Genomic DNA, 16,695 nt, shown 5'->3' on the forward strand with positions numbered 1-16,695 from the left:
GTCAGAAATCGTTGTCGTCGCCGGGCAGGCGGGTGAGGATGTCCACGCCGTCGGCGGTCACCGCCACCGTGTGCTCCCACTGCGCCGACAGCTTCCGGTCCTTGGTGACCACGGTCCAGCCATCGGGCAGCAGGCGGGTATGCCGCGCGCCCTCGTTGATCATCGGCTCGATGGTGAAGGTCATGCCCTCCTCCAGCACCAGGCCCTCGCCGGGGCGGCCGTAGTGCAGCACCTGCGGCTCCTCGTGGTACACGCGGCCGATCCCGTGGCCGCAGTACTCGCGGACCACGCTGAAGCGCTCGCTCTCCGCATAGGACTGGATCGCATGGCCGATGTCGCCCAGCGTCGCGCCCGGCTTGACCGCGCGGATGCCGTGGAACATGGCCTCGCGGGTCACTTCCACCAGCCGCTTCGCCATCACCGACGGGGTGCCGACGTAGTACATGCGGCTGGTGTCGCCGTGCCAGCCGTCCTTGATGACGGTGACGTCGATGTTGATGATGTCGCCATCCTTCAGCACCTTGGCCTCGCTCGGGATGCCGTGGCAGATGACGTTGTTGACCGAGATGCAGGTGGCCCGGGGATAGCCTTTGTAGCCGACGTTGGCCGGAGTTGCCTGCTGCGCGTTGACGATGTGCTCGTGACAGAGGCGGTCGAGCTCGCCGGTGCTCACGCCCGGCTTCACGTGCGGGGCGATCATCCGCAGCACCTCGGCGGCCAGTGCGCCGGCGGCGCGCATCTTCTCGATCTCTTCTGGGGTCTTGGGGGTGATCATGCGGCCATTATCGCCGATCCGGCCGCTCCCGCGCCCCGACCTTGCCGCCAAAAGCCGTCCCGGGCTACAATCCGCAGGTTCACGCGCCGGGGCTTCCCGGCCGGAACCGCCCACGACGGGCGCCGCCGTCGAATACACACCTGCCGCGACAGCCCGCCCCGGGGTGTCCGGCGCAGCGGAGGCCCAGGCCCCGTCGCGCCGGATTCGGACGCGGACGCGGCGGGGAGGCCCAACCCCGGAACCCATCGCCCGCCCCGCGCGTGCACGCCGCCCCACCCTTTCCCGGCGGCCGGGTTCCCCACCAGGAGTCACCGCAATGCCCCAGATCACCATGCGCCAGATGCTGGAAGCCGGCGTCCACTTCGGCCACCAGACCCGCTACTGGAACCCCAAGATGGCGCCCTACATCTTCGGCGCCCGCGGCAAGATCCACATCATCAACCTCGAGAAGACCGTCCCGCTGTTCTCGGACGCGATGAACTTCATCTCGGGCATCGCCCAGAAGCGCGGCATGATCCTGTTCGTCGGCACCAAGCGCAGCGCGCGCGAGGCGATCAAGGAAGAGGCCGAGCGCTGCGGCATGCCGTACATGACCCAGCGCTGGCTGGGCGGCACGCTGACCAACTTCCGCACCGTCAAGGGCTCGGTGTCGCGCCTGAAGACGCTCGAGGCCGGCGAGACCGACGGCACCTTCGACAAGCTGGTCAAGCACGAAGTGCTGGGCCTGCGCCGCGAGCGCGAGAAGCTGCTGGCCTCGCTGGGCGGCATCAAGGAAATGAACCGCCTGCCCGACGCCCTGTTCGTGATCGACATCGGCCACGAGGACATCGCGATCAAGGAAGCCAGGAAGCTCGGCATCCCGGTGATCGCCGTGGTCGACACCAACTACGACCCCAACCTGGTCGACTACGCCATCCCCGGTAACGACGACGCCATCCGCGCCGTGCAGCTGTACGCCCGTGCCGCCGCCGACGCCGTGCTCGAGGGCAAGGCCGCCGCGCCGAGCGCCGCGACCGTGCGCGAGGAAGAGTTCACCGAGGCCGCCGATGGCGACAAGCCGCGCCGCGCCCCGGCCCGCAAGAAGGCCGAGGCCGCGGATGCGCAGCCTGCAGCCGAAGCCGGCACCGATGAGGCGAAGGCCGCCGAGTAAGGCGCCCGGCATCGCCTGCCTGAAACGCGGCCGCGCCACCATGCGCGGCCGCGCACTTTGAAAACCCACAGATCCCGAGGTCCCCAATGGAAATCACCGCTTCCCAGGTCAAGGAACTGCGCGAGCGCACCGGCGCCGGCATGATGGAGTGCAAGAAGGCGCTCACCGAGGCCGGTGGCAACATCGACGCCGCCGCCGAGGCGCTGCGCAAGTCCGGTCTGGCCAAGGCCGACAAGAAGGCCGACCGCGTCGCCGCCGAGGGCCGCGTTTCGCTGGCCCAGAAGGGCGACCGCGCCGTCCTGGTCGAGGTCAACTCCGAGACCGACTTCGTCGCCAAGGACGAGAACTTCATGCAGTTCTGCGAGGCCGTGGCCGATGTGGCCGTCGGCGTCGACGACATCGAAGCGCTGAAGGCCGCCGCCCTGGGCGGCCAGACCGTCGAAGAGGCCCGCGCCGCCCTGATCGCCAAGGTCGGCGAGAACGTCCAGGTGCGCCGCATGGTGTCGATGCGGAGCGGCAACACCATCGCCGGATACGTCCACGGCGGCCGCATCGGCGTGCTGGTCGAGCTCGAGGGCGGCGACGCCGAGCTGGCCCGTGGCCTGGCGATGCACGTGGCGGCCATGAACCCGCCGCACAACAAGGCCTCCGACGTCCCCGCCGAGTTCCTGGCCAAGGAGAAGGAGATCGAGCTGGCCAAGATGAGCGACAAGGACAGGGCCAAGCCGGCCGACATCCTCGAGAAGATCATCAGCGGCAAGATCGCCAAGATCGTCAACGAGGTCACCCTGTACGGCCAGCCCTACGTGCTCGACACCGACAGGAGCGTCGAGCAGGTGCTGAAGGCGGCCGGCGCCGAGGTCGTGCGCTTCGAGCGCCTGGCCGTCGGCGAGGGCATCGAGAAGGTGGTCGAGGACTACGCCGCCGAGGTGATGAAGCAGGCCGGCCTGGCCTGAGTCCCCTCCGGTCACCGCCGGACCACGGAAAAAGTCGCGGCATGCCGCGACTTTTTCTTTTCCACATCCTGTAGCCTCGGTCCGTCGCTCCGGCAAACGGCACGGGACATGTCCAGCACTCCGCCCCAGATCGAGTCCGCCCCCGCCCCCGACCCGCCATTGAACCGGGACCTCGAGGCGACGCTCCGGTATTGCCGCGACCTGTTCTCGCCTCCGGCAATCGCGCTGCGGATCATCGAGATGGCGCGGAACCCCGAGACCGACCTGGCGGTGATCGCGCGCACGGTCTCGCTCGATCCGGCCCTGAGCCAGCGCCTGCTGCGGGTGTCCAACTCCTCCCTGTACGCCGGCCGCCGGAAGGTGGAGACGCTGAACCAGGCCATGACCCTGCTGGGCCTGAATGCGACCATGACCCTGGCGCTGGGCTTCTCCCTGGCACGGGACATGCGGGACTCCGCCGGCGAGCGGGCCGCGCTCTGGTGCCGCAGCGTGCTGGGCTCGCTGGCGGCGCGCCTGCTCGGCGTACACGTCCGGATCGACCGGCTCGAGGAGCTGATGCTGGCCGGCCTGCTCCAGGACATCGGCGCGATGGCCCTGCTGAAGGCCATCCCCGAGCGCTACGCCCCCTTGCGCGCGCGGGCTCCGGACAACACGGCGCTGCTGGCGCTCGAGCGCGAGGCCTTCGGCTGCGATCATGCCGAAGTCGGCGCCTGGCTCGCGCGGCAGTGGGAACTGCCGCAGTACCTCCAGGACGCGATCGCGGCGAGCGAGGATCCTTCGGCGGAGGACCCTTTCGCCGCCTGCGTGATCGCGTCCGGCGCCATCGCCGAGCTCTGGCTGGACCGTGCGGGCGGCGCGTCCGAGGCCCGCGCCCGGGCCCTGGTCCAGGCCCTCCCGCTCCATGAAGGCACCACCCTGGACACGGTGCTGGCCGAGATGCACGCCAGTCTGCCGGAGATCAGCACCCTGTTCGAGACACAGATCCCGCACGCCGACCATCTCGACGGCCTCATCGCCGAAGCGCGGGAACTGCTGGTCATGCGCAACCTGCGCATGATCCAGAGCGCGGCCGCGTCCAGGCGCGACGCCGACAAGGCCGCCGAGCACATCCGGAGGCTCGCCGAACAGGCGCGACGCGACCCGCTCACGGGCGTCTACAACCGGCTGGAGATGGACGAAGCGCTGGAACGCGAGTTCGCGCTCGCGCTGGAACTCGGGCAGCCGCTGTCGGTCGCGTTCATCGACCTGGACGAATTCAAGCGCATCAACGACGAGCACGGCCACCTGGTCGGCGACCAGGTCCTGCGCCAGTTCGCGACCAGCCTGCAGGAGATGCTGCGAGCCAATGACATCGTCGCCCGCTACGGCGGCGAGGAGTTCCTGGTGGTGCTCGGCAACTCCGGCCAGGCCGCAGCGACGATGATCCTGCAGCGGATCCTGGAGCAGGTCCGCAGGCTGCCGATGGCCACCGTGGACGACAGGCCGCTGTACGTGACCTTTTCGGCCGGCATCGCGACCCATGACGCCGACACTCGCTTTCCTGACGCCGGCAGCATTCTCCGGGCCGCCGACGAGGCGCTGTACGGAGCGAAGCGCGATGGCCGCAACCGGGTGGGAAGGCGGCCGTCCTGAAGCCGGCCCGCGCGCGCCCCGCTTTCGGCTAGAATTCACGCCGTTTCCGCCGGAGCTTCCCCCATGGCCACCCTCGCCTATCGCCGCATCCTGCTCAAGCTGTCCGGCGAGGCGCTGATGGGCGATGAGGACTACGGCATCGACCCGAAGGTGATCCAGCGCCTGGCCGCGGAGATCATCGAGGCGCAGGCCGCGGGCGCCGAGATCGCGCTCGTGATCGGGGGCGGCAACATCTTCCGCGGCGCGGGCCTCGCCGCCGGCGGCATGGACCGCGTCACCGGCGACCAGATGGGCATGCTGGCCACGGTGATCAACGCGCTGGCCATGCAGGACGCGCTGGAGAAGCTCGGCGCCAAGGTCCGGGTGATGAGCGCGCTCAAGATCAACGACGTCTGCGAGGACTACATCCGCCGGCGCGCGATCCGCCACCTGGAGAAGGGCCGGATCACGATCTTCGCCGCCGGCACCGGCAATCCCTTCTTCACCACCGACTCCGGCGCCGCGCTGCGCGCGATCGAGATCGGTGCCGACCTGCTGCTCAAGGCCACCAAGGTCGACGGCGTCTACGACTCGGATCCGAAGAAGAACCCGGACGCGACGCGCTACGAGCGGCTGACCTACGATGAGGTGATCGGTCGCGACCTGCAGGTGATGGACACCGCCGCCTTCGCCCTGGCACGCGACAGCGACCTGCCCCTGCGCATCTTCGACATGGAACAGCCGGGCCAGCTGCTGCGCATCCTCAAGGGCGAGCCGATCGGAACCCTGGTGCAGGGCCGCGGCTGACGCCGGCTTCGCCTATAATCCGCCGATTGCGAACAGGAGCGGGCAGCCGATGCTCAACGAGATCAAGAAGGACGCGCAGGCGCGCATGGCCAAGAGCGTGGAATCCCTGCGCCACGACCTCACCAAGGTCCGCACCGGCCGCGCCTCCACTGCGCTCGTCGACCACCTCAGGGTCAACTACTACGGCTCCGACATGCCCCTGACCCAGGTCGCCTCGGTGACCGTCAGCGATGCCCGGTCCCTCACCATCACCCCGTGGGAAAAGCAGATGGTCGCCGCGGTCGAGAAGGCGATCCTCGCCTCCGACCTGGGCCTGACGCCGAACACGGCGGGCACCACCATCCGCATCAACCTGCCCGCGCTCACCGAGGAGCGCCGCCGCGAGCTGACCAAACTGGTCCACTCCGAGGGCGAGTCGGCCAAGGTCGCGATCCGCAATATCCGCCGCGACGCCAACCAGCAGGCGAAAGACCTGCTGAAGGAGAAGGCGATCAGCGAGGACGACGAGCGCCGCTTCGAGACCGAGGTCCAGAAGATCACCGACGATGCCATCAAGGACGTCGACGAGGTGGTCAAGGCCAAGGAACAGGAGCTGATGGCGGTCTGACGGCGCCGGCATGAGCGCCCCGTCCACCACGCTCCAGGGCACTCCGCGACACGTCGCCATCATCATGGATGGCAACGGGCGGTGGGCCGCACGCCGCCGCCGGCCGCGCATGATCGGCCACCGCGCCGGCGCGCGCGCGGTCAACCTGTGCATCGACTTCTGCCTCGAGCGCGGCGTTGGCGCACTGACCCTGTTCGCCTTCTCCAGCGAGAACTGGGGGCGCCCTGCGGACGAGGTCGGGGCGCTGATGAAGCTGTTCCTCAACGCGCTGGACCGCGAGGTCGACGAACTGCACCGCCGCGGCGTGCGTGTGCGCTTCATCGGCGAACGCGGCCGCTTCGATGCCGGTATCGTCGCGCGCATGGACGCCGCCGAACGCCTGACGGCTGACAACGCCGGCCTGGCCCTGTCGATCGCCGCAAGCTACGGTGGCCGCCAGGACATCGCCGCCGCGGCCCGCGCCCTGGCCGTCGAGGTCGCCGAGGGCCGGATGCGTCCGCAGGACATCGACGAAACGGCCATGGCCCGGCACATGGCCCTGGCGGACCTTCCGCCACCGGATCTTTTCATCCGCACCGGCGGCGACCTGCGGATCAGCAACTTCCTGCTCTGGCAGCTCGCCTACACCGAGCTCTGGTTCACCGACCTGCTCTGGCCCGACCTCGACGCCGCCACCCTGCAGCGGGCCTTCGACGACTTCGCCGCCCGCGAACGGCGCTTCGGGCTGACCGGCGGCCAGGTGGCCTCCGAACCCACGACGGATACCAACGCTCCATGACCCGGATCAGAGTCCTCGCCGCCCTCGTCATGGCTCCGGCGGCCATCGCCACGGTGCTGCTGCTGCCCACGCCCTGGCTGATGCTGATCACGGCGATCGTGTTCCTGGCCGCCCTGTGGGAGTGGTTCGCGCTGGCCGAAGTCGAGGACTCGCTGGCGCGCAGCGCGCTGCTGGTGCTCAACCTGCTGCTGATGGTGGCCCTGGTCTGGGGCACCGGCGGCACCGGCGCGACCCTGGTGCTGTTCAAGGTCGCAGTGGTGCTGGGCGTGCTGTGGTGGCTGTTGGCCATGCTGTGGCTGGTGCACTTCGACTTCGCCTCCGACCACGACACCAACGGGCGCGTGTACAAGCTCGCGGCCGCCACCTTCGCCGTGGTTCCCGCCTGGTGCGCGATGGCGCTCCTGCACAACGACGGACCGGGCTGGCTGCTGCTGGCCCTGATGGTGGTCTGGGGCACCGACACCGGCGCCTACTTCGCGGGGCGCAGATTCGGCCGGCGCAAACTGGCGCCCCGGATCAGCCCCAACAAGACCGTCGAAGGGCTCGTCGGCGGCACCGCGGTCGGCGTGCTGGTCGCCCTCGTGGGCGCCTGGATCCTCGGCGTGGCGCCGGCGCAGCTGCCGCTCGTCGCCCTGGTGGCCCTGCTTGCCGTGCTGTTCTCGGTCGTCGGCGACCTGTTCGAGAGCCTGCTCAAGCGCCACGTCGGCGCCAAGGACTCGGGCAACCTCATCCCCGGCCACGGCGGCATCATGGACCGTGCCGACAGCGTGCTCGCGGCGCTTCCCGTGTTCGCGCTGGGCAAGATCTGGCTGGGCTTCTGATGCGCCGCGTCGCCGTCCTTGGCGCCACCGGATCGATCGGCAGGTCGGCGCTCGACGTCATCGCACGGCACCCCGGGGCGATGCGCGCCAGCGTGCTCGCGGCCGGGAGCCAGGTCGATGCGCTGCTCGAAGCCTGCCGCCGGCATCGCCCCGACGACGCCGCGATCGCCGACGAGTCCGCCTGGCCGCGCCTGCGTGACGGACTGCGCGACGCCGGCCTGCCCACCCGCGCCCATGCCGGCAAGGATGCCATCGCCGCGCTGGCCGGCGGCGACGGCTGCGACACCGTGGTCGCCGCCATCGTCGGCGCCGCCGGTCTCGACTCGACGCTGGCCGCGGCCCGCGCGGGCAAGCGCCTGCTGCTGGCCAACAAGGAGTCCCTGGTGCTCGCCGGGGAACTGGTGATGGCCACCGCCCGCGACCACGGCGCGCGGGTCATTCCCATCGACAGCGAGCACAACGCGATCTTCCAGTGCCTGCCGCCGGACGGCGCCTGCGACGACGTGCGCCGGCTGGTGCTGACCGCCTCGGGCGGGCCATTCCGCGGCCGCGACCGCGCCTCACTCGCCGACGTGACCCCCGCCCAGGCCGTGGCCCACCCGAAGTGGTCGATGGGCCCGAAGATCTCGGTGGACTCGGCCACGCTGATGAACAAGGGTCTGGAAGTGATCGAGGCCCACCACCTGTTCGGACTGCCGGCGGCACGCATCGACGTCCTGGTGCACCCGCAGAGCCTTGTGCACTCGCTGGTCGAGTTCGTCGACGGCTCCACCCTTGCGCAGTTGGGCCTGCCGGACATGCGGACCGCGCTCGCGGTTGGCCTGGGCTGGCCGCGGCGCATCGAGTCCGGCGTCGGCGGCCTGGACCTGCTGGCCCAGAGCAGGCTCGATTTCGAAGCGCCCGACACCGATGCCTTCCCGTGCCTGGCGCTGGCCTTCGGTGCGCTGGAGGCCGGCGGCACCGCGCCCGCGGTGCTCAATGCCGCGAACGAGGAGGCGGTTTCAGCCTTCCTTCAGGGCCGGATCGCTTTCCTGTCCATTCCCGCGCTGGTCGAAGACGCGCTGGCGGCGCTGCCGGCGCGCCCGGCCGCGTCGCTGGAGGCGCTGCGCGAAGCGGACGCGCTCGCCCGCGACACGACCCGCCGCGCCCTCGCCCGCTACGCCCGTTGACGAGCACGCAATGGCTGATTTCCTCGGTTCAGTGTGGTGGATGATCGTCAGCCTCGGCGTGCTGGTGACCTTCCACGAATTCGGCCACTTCTGGGTCGCGCGGCGAAGCGGCGTGAAGGTCCTGCGTTTTTCCGTGGGCTTCGGTCGGCCGCTGTGGAAGCGCGTGGGCCGCGACGGCACCGAATACGTGGTCGCGGCACTGCCGCTGGGCGGCTATGTGCGCATGCTCGACGAGCGCGAGGGCGACGTCGCCGCGTCCGACCTGCATTCGACCTTCAACCGCAAGCCGGTCTGGCAGCGGATCGCGATCGTGGCCGCGGGCCCGGCCGCCAACCTGCTGCTGTGCGTGGCCCTGCTGTGGGCGATGTTCGTGATCGGCCGCCCCGACTACCAGCCGATCCTGGGCCAGGTGCAGGGCATCGCGGCCGAATCCGGCCTGGCCCGTGGCGACACCCTGCTGGCGGTCGGGGGCCGTCCGACCCCGACCTGGAGCGAGGTCGCGACTGCGCTGGCGACCGCGGCCATCGACCGTTCCGACACCGAGGTCCGTCTGCGGACCGCCCAGGGCCACGAAGCGACGCGCATCCTGCGCCTGTCCAGGCTCCCGGACGAACTCGGGGCGCGGCAGGTCCTGCCGGCGATCGGCCTGGCGCCGCAAGCCTTCATGCTGCCGGCCGTGGTGGGTCGGGTGCGCGAGGACAGCGCGGCCTGGGGCGTGCTGGCCGAAGGCGACCGCATCACCGCCGTGGACGGCACCGCGGTGCATGCCTTCTCCGACATCGGGCCGCTGGTACAGGAACTCGGCGTGCGCGGCGGCGGCATGGTCGAGGTCGACCGCGACGGCGAACGCCTGGCGCTGCCCGTCACGCCGATGCTGACCGGAGCCGACGGCCGCGAGCCCTTCTGGGCGCTGGGGATCGAGCCCGACACATCGCGGACCGCAGTCCATGACGCCACCCTCCGCCACGGCCCCCTGGCCGCGGTCCCGGCCGCGCTCACCGAAACCTGGCGCCTGACCCGCGACACCGTCGGCATGGTGTCGCGCATGGTCAGCGGACGCGCTTCGGTGGAAAACGTCTCCGGACCGATCACCATCGCCCGCTATGCCAACGCCTCCGCCGGACTCGGGCCGGCCTGGTTCCTGAACTTCCTGGCCCTGCTTTCGCTGAGCCTGGCGATCATCAACCTGCTGCCGATCCCGATCTTGGACGGCGGTCACCTGTTGTATTACCTTATCGAGTTGCTCAAGGGCAGCCCCTTGAGCGAGCGCGCCATGGCCGCTGGGCAGTATGTCGGCCTGGCCATGCTCGCGGGCCTGATGGGCCTGGCGTTCTACAACGACATCCTGCAACTGGTGCGCTGACGCCCGCATGTGCGACCGCCGGACCCATCGCCCCGCCCCACGACACGCCAGACCCGGACGCCCTTGATGACGCGACTCCCGAACCGCCGCCTGCTCGCCATCGCCCTCGCCTCGACGCTCGCCGCGCCGGCCTGGGCCCAGCAGCCGGTCGACCCGATGGCCGCCTTTGGCATCGCGCCCCAGCCCGCCGCACCCGCCCCCGGGGCCTTCACGGTCTCCGACATCCGCGTGGACGGCCTGCAGCGCATCGGCGCCGGCACGGTGTTCACCTACCTGCCGATCGAGCGCGGCGACACGATCGACGCCAGCCGCGTCGGCGACGCGATCCGCGCCCTGTACGCCACCGGCTTCTTCGAGGACGTCCGCGTCGGACGCCAGGGCGACATCCTGGTGGTCGAGGTCACCGAGCGTCCGGCCATCAACAAGCTCACGCTGACCGGCAACAAGGACATCAAGACCGAGGACCTGACCAAGGGCCTGCGCGACATCGGCCTGGCCGAGGGCGAGACCTTCGACCGCCTGGCGCTCGACCGCGTCACCCAGGAACTCACCCGCCAGTACAACAACCGCGGCAAGTACAACGTCGAGATCACGCCGACGGTGTCGCCGCTGGACCGCAACCGCGTCGACGTCGCGATCAAGGTCGACGAGGGCAAGGCCGCGAAGATCCGCCACATCAACCTGATCGGCAACGACACCTTCGATGACGAGACCCTGACCGACACTTGGGAGTCGGGCGTGAGCAACTGGCTGAGCTGGTACCGCCGCGACGACCAGTATTCGCGCGAGAAGCTCGAGGGCGACCGCGAGAAGCTGCGCAACTTCTACCTCGACCGCGGCTACATCGACTTCAGCGAGGACGGCATCCAGGTCGCGATCAGCCCGGACAAGCGCGACATGTACATCACCGCCGGCCTCACCGAGGGCGAGGTGTACACCGTCGAATCGGTCGAGGTCACCGGCGACACCATCCTCCCCAAGGAGGACGTCGAACGACTGGTGCTGCTGCAGCCCGGCATGACCTTCTCCCGTGCCCTGCTGGAGTTCACCTCCGACCAGATCGCCGCCACCCTGAGCAACATCGGCTACGCCTTCGCCCAGGTCAACGTGATCCCGGACGTGGATCGCGACGAGCGCAAGGTGGCGATCACCCTGCAGGTCGTACCTGGGCCGCGCGTCTCGGTGCGCCGCATCGTGTTCAAGGGCAACGCCCGCACCGCCGACGAGGTCATGCGCCGGGAGATGCGCCAGTTCGAGGGCTCCTGGTACTCGCAGGCGGCGATCGACCGCTCCAAGGTGCGCCTGCAGCGCCTCGGCTTCTTCGAGCCGGGAAGCGTCAACGTCGAGAGCCGCCCCGTGCCCGGAAGCAACGACCAGGTCGACGTCGAATTCAGCGTCGCCGAAACCACGTCGGGCAGCTTCATGTTCGGACTGGGCTATTCGCAGCTCAGCGGCATGACCACCTCGGTGCAGCTGTCGCAGAACAACTTCCTCGGCAGTGGCAACCGGATCGCGATCGAGGCCCAGCGCAACGTCTACCTGCAGCGCTACTCGTTCTCGTACATGAACCCGTACTTCAGCGACAACGGCCTGTCGCTGGGCTACAACCTGTGGTGGCGCGAGTTCGACAACTCCGAGTTCAACACCGCGCAGTATTCGTCGACCAGCCGCGCCGGGCAGATGGTGCTCGGCATCCCGATCAGCGAGCACGACACCATCTCGGCGATGTTCGGCATCGACAGCAACCAGATCTTCGCCTTCCGGGGAAGCTCGCCGCAGTCGATCGTCGACTACATCGACGTGATCGGCCAGCGCACCTTCCACGCCTGGCGCGGGGAGGTGTCCTGGGCCCGCGACACCCGCAACGATTTCCTGCAGCCCACGCGCGGCACCCTGCAGCGCGTCTCCGCCGAGGTTTCGCTGCCCGGTTCGACCGCCGAGTACTACAAGCTCAACTACGAGTTCTCGAAGTACTGGCCGATCTCGCGCGCACTGGTGCTCAACACGCGCGTCGAGCTGGGCTATGGCGACAGCTATGGCGGCGCGCGTCGCGGCATCGTCTATGACCCCTACATCCCCGCCGACCAGAACGCGCCGCCGACCGGCGACCCGGTCCCGCGCGAGGCGGTGGCCGACGGCCTGCCGTTCTTCGAGAACTTCTACGCCGGCGGCGCACGCTCGGTGCGCGGCTTCCGCGACAACACGCTGGGTCCGCGCGAGCTCGCGTTTGGCAGCACCTACATGCAGGTGATCGGCGGCGCGGTGAAGACCGTGGGTTCGCTGGAGATGTTCTTCCCCACCCTGCTCGACTCGCCGGCCGCGCGCATCTCGGCCTTCGTCGACTTCGGCAACGTGTTCAAGGACATCGACGCCTTCGATGCCGGCGAGCTCCGCGCCTCGGGCGGCATCGCACTGATGTGGCGCGCCCCTGTCGGACCCATTTCCATCAGCTACTCCTACCCGCTCCGCAAGGAGGAGGGGGACGAGCTCGAGCGCCTGCAGTTCACCTTCGGCGGCGCGTTCTAGCCGCTGCGGGGCGCAGGTCATGGCATCCACCACGCATACGGCGGCGGCCCTGGCCGAGCGCTTCGGCCTCGCCCTGCGCGGCGACGGCGCCACGGCGATCGACTCGGTGGCCACGCTGTCCGGAGCCGGCGCCCGGCAGCTCTCCTTCCTCGCCAATCCGCGCTACCGCGGCCAGCTGGCCGGTTCGGCAGCGGGAGTGGTGGTGGTGCGCGAGGCCGATGCCGAGGGCCTCGACCGCACCCTGCTGGTGGCGCGCGACCCCTACGTCGCATTCGCGAAGATCGCTGCGCTGTTCGATCCGCCGCGGGTGGCCAGCCCCGGCGTGCACGCTTCGGCCGTTGTCGACGCCAGCGCGGAGGTCGATCCGGCCGCCGAGGTGGGCGCCTTCGCGTGCATCGGCGCCCGCGCCCGCGTCGCCGCGGGCGCGATCATCGGCCCCGGCTGCATCGTCGGCGAAGACTGCATGGTCGGCGCCGGAAGCCACCTGGTCGCGCGCGTGACCCTGGTGCGCCGCGTGCGCCTGGGCGAGCGGGTGCTGGTCCATCCGGGCGCCGTGCTCGGCGCCGACGGCTTCGGCCTGGCGATGGACGGCGGGCGCTGGATCAAGGTGCCGCAGCAGGGCGGCGTGGTGGTCGGCGACGACTGCGAGATCGGCGCCAACACCACCATCGACCGCGGAGCCATCGAAGACACCGTGCTCGAGGAGGATGTGCGCCTCGACAACCAGATCCAGATCGGCCACAACGTGCGCATCGGCGCGCACACGGCCATGGCCGGCTGCGTCGCGGTGGCGGGCAGCGCGGTGATCGGGCGCTACTGCCTGATCGGCGGCGCCGCGGGCATCGTCGGCCACATCCGGATCTGCGACCGTGTCGTCGTCCAGGCGATGTCGCTGGTCACCAGTTCGATCGAGGTGCCGGGAGAGTACTCTTCCGGCACCCCGTTGATGGACGCCCGGAGCTGGCGCAGGAGCGCAGCCCGGTTCAGGCAACTCGACGCGCTCGCCCGCCAGGTGCAGGCGCTCGGCAAGGAGAAGACATGACCGACGCCAAGCTGGCATTCCCGATCAGCGTGGAGGGCATCAGGAGAATGCTGCCGCACCGCTACCCCTTCCTGCTGCTCGACCGCGTGGTGGAGTACGACGAAGACGCGAAGCGCGTGCTCGCCTACAAGAACGTCACCGCCAACGAGGCCTATTTCCAGGGTCATTTCCCCGACCGCCCCGTGATGCCCGGAGTGCTGGTGGTCGAGGCCATGGCCCAGGCCGGCGGAGTGTTGACCCAGCTTTCGCGCGGCGGTGCCACGCCGGGCGGCCGCCTGTCCTACCTGGTCAAGGTCGACAACGCGCGCTTCGCGAACATGGTGGTGCCCGGCGACCGCCTCGACATCGAGGTCACGATCAAGCGCCTGATCCGCAACATGACGCTCTACTGCGGCGTCGCCAGCGTCGACGGCAGCCAGGTCGCCAGCGCCGACATCCTCTGCGCCGAGGTCGATGCCTGACATGGCCGCGGCGATCCACGCCAGCGCCGTCGTCGACCCGTCGGCCCGCATCGGCGAAGGCGCCAGCGTCGGCGCCTTCAGCTGGATAGGCCCCGACGTCGAGATCGGGGCCGGCACACGCATCGGGCCGCACTGCAGCGTGCACGGCCCGACCCGCATCGGCCGCGACAACCACATCCACGGCCACGCCGCGATCGGCGGGGAACCGCAGGACAAGAAATTCCGCGGAGAGCGGGTGAGCCTGGAGATCGGCGACCGCAACGTCATCCGCGAGTTCACCACCATCAACCGCGGCACCGGCGGCGGCGGCGGCGTCACCCGCATCGGCAGCGACAACTGGCTGCTGGCCTATGCCCACGTGGCCCACGACTGCATGGTCGGGAACCACTGCATCTTCTCCAACAACGCCACGCTGGCCGGCCACGTGGTGGTGGGCGACCACGTGATCCTGAGCGGCTTCGCCGGCATCCACCAGTTCTGCCGGATCGGCGACCACGCCTTCATCGGCATGGGCGCGCTGGTCAACGGCGACGTGCCGCCGTTCCTGATGGTGGCGCAGGAGGGCTACGGCCGGCCGCGCGGGATCAACGTCGAGGGGCTCAAGCGCCGCGGCTTCGACCAGGAGCGCATCGCCGCCATACGCCGCGCGTACCGGGCGGTGTACATGTCCGGCGACGCGCTGGGCGAGGCGCGCAGGGCGCTCTCGGCGCTGGCGGCCGACAGCGACGACGTGCGACTGATGCTCGAGTTCATCGAGGGCGGCGAACGGCCGCTGCTGCGGTGACCGGCGGCGGCCCGCGCTTCGCGCTGGTCGCCGGCGAAGCCTCCGGCGACCTTCTCGGCGCCGGCCTGGTCGAGCGCCTGCGTGAACGCCATCCGGACGCCGAGTTCGCCGGAGTCGGCGGCGACGCCATGCGCGCGGCCGGCATGGAGACCTGGCACGACGCCGGAGAACTGGCGGTGATGGGCCTGTCGGAAGTGCTGGTCCACCTGCCGCGCCTGCTGCGCCTGCGCCGCGGCCTGCTGCGCCGCATCCTCGACTGGAAGCCCGATGCCTTCATCGGCATCGACGCGCCGGATTTCAACCTCGGCCTCGAACGCCGGCTCAAGGCCCGCGGCCTGTGCACGGTGCACTACGTCAGTCCCTCGGTCTGGGCCTGGCGCCAGGGCCGGGCATCGAAGATCGGCCGCAGCGTCGACCGCGTGCTCTGCCTGTTCCCGATGGAGCCGCCGATCTACGCGCGCCACGGCGTGGATGCGCGCTTCGTCGGCCATCCGATGGCCGACGCGATGCCGCTCAACCCCGACCGGCGCGGCGCACGCGCGGCGCTGGGCGTGGACCAGGATGCCCCCATACTGGCGGTGCTGCCGGGCTCGCGGCTGGGCGAGATCGAGCGCCTGGGGCCTGCCTTCCTGCAGGCCGCCGCCCTGGTCGCCGAGCGCGTCCCCGGTCTCGAAGTGCTGGTGCCGGCGGCGAACGCGGCCTGCCGCGAGGCGCTGGAGCGGCTGCTGCCGGCGCCCGGCGCCACCGCACCGCAGCTGCGCCTGCTCGACGGTTCGGCGCGCACGACGATGGTGGCCTCGGATGTGGTCCTGCTGGCGTCGGGCACGGCCACCCTTGAAGCCATGTTGGCCAAGCGTCCGATGGTGGTCGGCTACCGGATCTCGCCCACCACCCACGCCATCGTCAAGGGACTGGGCCTGCTCAAGGTCGACCGCTACGCCCTGCCCAACGTGCTCGCCGGCGAGACCATCGCTCCCGAACTGATGCAGGATGACTGCACTCCCTTGAAGCTGGCGGACGCCGTGCTGGCCTGGTTCTCCGACCCGCCCGCGGTGGAGGCGCTGGAGCCGCGCTACCGCGCGCTGCACATGGAGCTGCGTCGCGACGCCTCGCGCGAGGCCGCCGCGGCGGTGTCCGAACTCCTGGATCCACGGCACCTCGCGGCGGCGGCCGGGGACGCAGCACCATGAGGCAGCGCCCGCCCCTCTCCGGCCTGCGCGCGCGACCGGCCCCGCGCGACGTGCCGCTGGCGTCCACGCTCGTGGCCGGCATCGACGAAGCGGGCCGCGGCCCGCTGGCGGGCCCGGTGGTGGTCGCCGCCGTGGTCTTCGACCCGGAGCGCCCGCGCATCAACGGCCTCGACGATTCCAAGCAGCTCGCGCCCGCACGCCGCGAAGCGCTGTACGAGCGGATCGTCGAACGCGCCCTGGCCTGGCACGTGGTCGCGATCGACGCCGCCGAGATCGACCGCATCAACATTCACCAGGCGACGATGCTCGGGATGCGCCGGGCCATGGAAGCGGTCGCCCACGTCGCCGGCCTGGCGCGCATCGACGGCAACGCGATCCCGCCCGGGCTGCCGTGTGCCGCCGAGGCCTGGGTCAACGGCGACGCCCGCGACCGCAGCATCGCCGCCGCGTCCATCCTCGCGAAGGTCACGCGCGACCGTGCGATGGTGGAGCTGCACGCGCAGTACCCGGCCTACGGCTTCGACGGCCACAAGGGCTACAGCACGCCGGCCCACCTGGCGGCGCTGCGCGCGCACGGGCCCTGCCCGCAGCACCGGAGGAGCTTCGCGCCGGTGCGCGAGGCGGAGGCGCCGGACCTGTTCGCCGGCCTGCCGCA

General features: G+C 70.4%; 15 protein-coding genes and 1 pseudogene. 15 read left to right on the top strand and 1 reads right to left on the bottom strand.

What is annotated here, in order from left to right; all coding sequences use genetic code 11:
- Position 1: 1 nt before the first annotated feature.
- Complete coding sequence (gene map / locus FPZ22_RS01580) at positions 2 to 775, bottom strand: type I methionyl aminopeptidase (protein ID WP_144889646.1); 774 nt, start codon at positions 773 to 775, stop codon at positions 2 to 4.
- Positions 776 to 1,091: 316 nt separating this feature from the next.
- Here map and rpsB point away from each other — a divergent pair, with 316 nt between their 5' ends.
- The 15 genes and pseudogenes from rpsB to FPZ22_RS01655 form a co-directional block, all read left to right on the top strand.
- A complete protein-coding gene (gene rpsB, locus FPZ22_RS01585) occupies positions 1,092 to 1,925 on the top strand; it encodes a 30S ribosomal protein S2 (protein ID WP_144889648.1) in 834 nt (277 codons plus the stop codon).
- Positions 1,926 to 2,011: 86 nt separating this feature from the next.
- Positions 2,012 to 2,881 (top strand): translation elongation factor Ts, encoded by an 870-nt coding sequence (gene tsf / locus FPZ22_RS01590; protein ID WP_144889650.1) that lies wholly within the window; start codon positions 2,012 to 2,014, stop codon positions 2,879 to 2,881.
- A 159-nt stretch (positions 2,882 to 3,040) separates the two neighbouring features.
- Positions 3,041 to 4,513: a GGDEF domain-containing protein gene (locus FPZ22_RS01595; protein ID WP_144893830.1), complete on the top strand. Its 1,473-nt coding sequence runs from the start codon at positions 3,041 to 3,043 to the stop codon at positions 4,511 to 4,513.
- A gap of 63 nt (positions 4,514 to 4,576) precedes the next feature.
- A complete protein-coding gene (gene pyrH / locus FPZ22_RS01600; RefSeq protein ID WP_144889652.1) occupies positions 4,577 to 5,299 on the top strand; it encodes a UMP kinase in 723 nt (240 codons plus the stop codon).
- 49 nt (positions 5,300 to 5,348) lie between these two features.
- Positions 5,349 to 5,906 (top strand): ribosome recycling factor, encoded by a 558-nt coding sequence (gene frr, locus FPZ22_RS01605; protein ID WP_144889654.1) that lies wholly within the window; start codon positions 5,349 to 5,351, stop codon positions 5,904 to 5,906.
- Positions 5,907 to 5,916: 10 nt separating this feature from the next.
- Positions 5,917 to 6,684: a polyprenyl diphosphate synthase gene (gene uppS, locus FPZ22_RS01610; protein WP_144889656.1), complete on the top strand. Its 768-nt coding sequence runs from the start codon at positions 5,917 to 5,919 to the stop codon at positions 6,682 to 6,684.
- Entirely contained in the window at positions 6,681 to 7,505 is an 825-nt protein-coding gene (locus FPZ22_RS01615; RefSeq protein ID WP_144889658.1) for a phosphatidate cytidylyltransferase, read from the top strand. Before uppS ends, FPZ22_RS01615 begins: the two co-directional genes overlap by 4 nt.
- Positions 7,490 to 8,674, top strand: a complete 1,185-nt coding sequence (locus tag FPZ22_RS01620; RefSeq protein WP_144893833.1) for a 1-deoxy-D-xylulose-5-phosphate reductoisomerase — start codon at positions 7,490 to 7,492, stop codon at positions 8,672 to 8,674. Before FPZ22_RS01615 ends, FPZ22_RS01620 begins: the two co-directional genes overlap by 16 nt.
- 10 nt (positions 8,675 to 8,684) lie before the next feature.
- Positions 8,685 to 10,037, top strand: coding sequence for an RIP metalloprotease RseP (gene rseP / locus FPZ22_RS01625; RefSeq protein ID WP_144889660.1), 1,353 nt, complete (start codon positions 8,685 to 8,687; stop codon positions 10,035 to 10,037).
- A gap of 156 nt (positions 10,038 to 10,193) precedes the next feature.
- The gene (bamA, locus tag FPZ22_RS01630) at positions 10,194 to 12,563 is read left to right on the top strand and encodes an outer membrane protein assembly factor BamA (RefSeq protein ID WP_425463029.1); all 2,370 of its coding nucleotides are present in this window, start codon (positions 10,194 to 10,196) and stop codon (positions 12,561 to 12,563) included.
- Between the two features lie 19 nt (positions 12,564 to 12,582).
- Positions 12,583 to 13,605, top strand: a complete 1,023-nt coding sequence (lpxD, locus tag FPZ22_RS01635; RefSeq protein WP_144889664.1) for a UDP-3-O-(3-hydroxymyristoyl)glucosamine N-acyltransferase — start codon at positions 12,583 to 12,585, stop codon at positions 13,603 to 13,605.
- Positions 13,602 to 14,066 (top strand): 3-hydroxyacyl-ACP dehydratase FabZ, encoded by a 465-nt coding sequence (fabZ, locus tag FPZ22_RS01640; RefSeq protein WP_144889666.1) that lies wholly within the window; start codon positions 13,602 to 13,604, stop codon positions 14,064 to 14,066. The genes lpxD and fabZ overlap by 4 nt, the downstream gene beginning before the upstream one ends.
- Positions 14,059 to 14,850, top strand: coding sequence for an acyl-ACP--UDP-N-acetylglucosamine O-acyltransferase (gene lpxA, locus FPZ22_RS01645; protein ID WP_144889668.1), 792 nt, complete (start codon positions 14,059 to 14,061; stop codon positions 14,848 to 14,850). Before fabZ ends, lpxA begins: the two co-directional genes overlap by 8 nt.
- Positions 14,847 to 16,040, top strand: a complete 1,194-nt coding sequence (gene lpxB, locus FPZ22_RS01650; RefSeq protein WP_144889670.1) for a lipid-A-disaccharide synthase — start codon at positions 14,847 to 14,849, stop codon at positions 16,038 to 16,040. The genes lpxA and lpxB overlap by 4 nt, the downstream gene beginning before the upstream one ends.
- Positions 16,037 to 16,663: pseudogene (locus tag FPZ22_RS01655) on the top strand (ribonuclease HII); the annotation flags it as partial. The gene lpxB and the pseudogene FPZ22_RS01655, both read left to right, overlap by 4 nt.
- Positions 16,664 to 16,695 lie beyond the last annotated feature (32 nt).

This window comes from Luteimonas granuli (assembly GCF_007795095.1).
Lineage (GTDB): Bacteria > Pseudomonadota > Gammaproteobacteria > Xanthomonadales > Xanthomonadaceae > Luteimonas > Luteimonas granuli.

What these genes read in the sequence shown, in the direction of transcription:
- frr (WP_144889654.1), top strand. Translation starts at nt 5,349, where the DNA reads ATGCTCAACGAGATCAAGAAGGACGCGCAGGCGCGCATGGCCAAGAGC.
- lpxA (WP_144889668.1), top strand. Translation starts at nt 14,059, where the DNA reads ATGCCTGACATGGCCGCGGCGATCCACGCCAGCGCCGTCGTCGACCCG.
- pyrH (WP_144889652.1), top strand. Translation starts at nt 4,577, where the DNA reads ATGGCCACCCTCGCCTATCGCCGCATCCTGCTCAAGCTGTCCGGCGAG.
- fabZ (WP_144889666.1), top strand. Translation starts at nt 13,602, where the DNA reads ATGACCGACGCCAAGCTGGCATTCCCGATCAGCGTGGAGGGCATCAGG.
- uppS (WP_144889656.1), top strand. Translation starts at nt 5,917, where the DNA reads ATGAGCGCCCCGTCCACCACGCTCCAGGGCACTCCGCGACACGTCGCC.
- FPZ22_RS01615 (WP_144889658.1), top strand. Translation starts at nt 6,681, where the DNA reads ATGACCCGGATCAGAGTCCTCGCCGCCCTCGTCATGGCTCCGGCGGCC.
- tsf (WP_144889650.1), top strand. Translation starts at nt 2,012, where the DNA reads ATGGAAATCACCGCTTCCCAGGTCAAGGAACTGCGCGAGCGCACCGGC.
- map (WP_144889646.1), bottom strand. Translation starts at nt 775, where the DNA reads ATGATCACCCCCAAGACCCCAGAAGAGATCGAGAAGATGCGCGCCGCC.
- bamA (WP_425463029.1), top strand. Translation starts at nt 10,194, where the DNA reads ATGGCCGCCTTTGGCATCGCGCCCCAGCCCGCCGCACCCGCCCCCGGG.
- rseP (WP_144889660.1), top strand. Translation starts at nt 8,685, where the DNA reads ATGGCTGATTTCCTCGGTTCAGTGTGGTGGATGATCGTCAGCCTCGGC.
- rpsB (WP_144889648.1), top strand. Translation starts at nt 1,092, where the DNA reads ATGCCCCAGATCACCATGCGCCAGATGCTGGAAGCCGGCGTCCACTTC.
- lpxD (WP_144889664.1), top strand. Translation starts at nt 12,583, where the DNA reads ATGGCATCCACCACGCATACGGCGGCGGCCCTGGCCGAGCGCTTCGGC.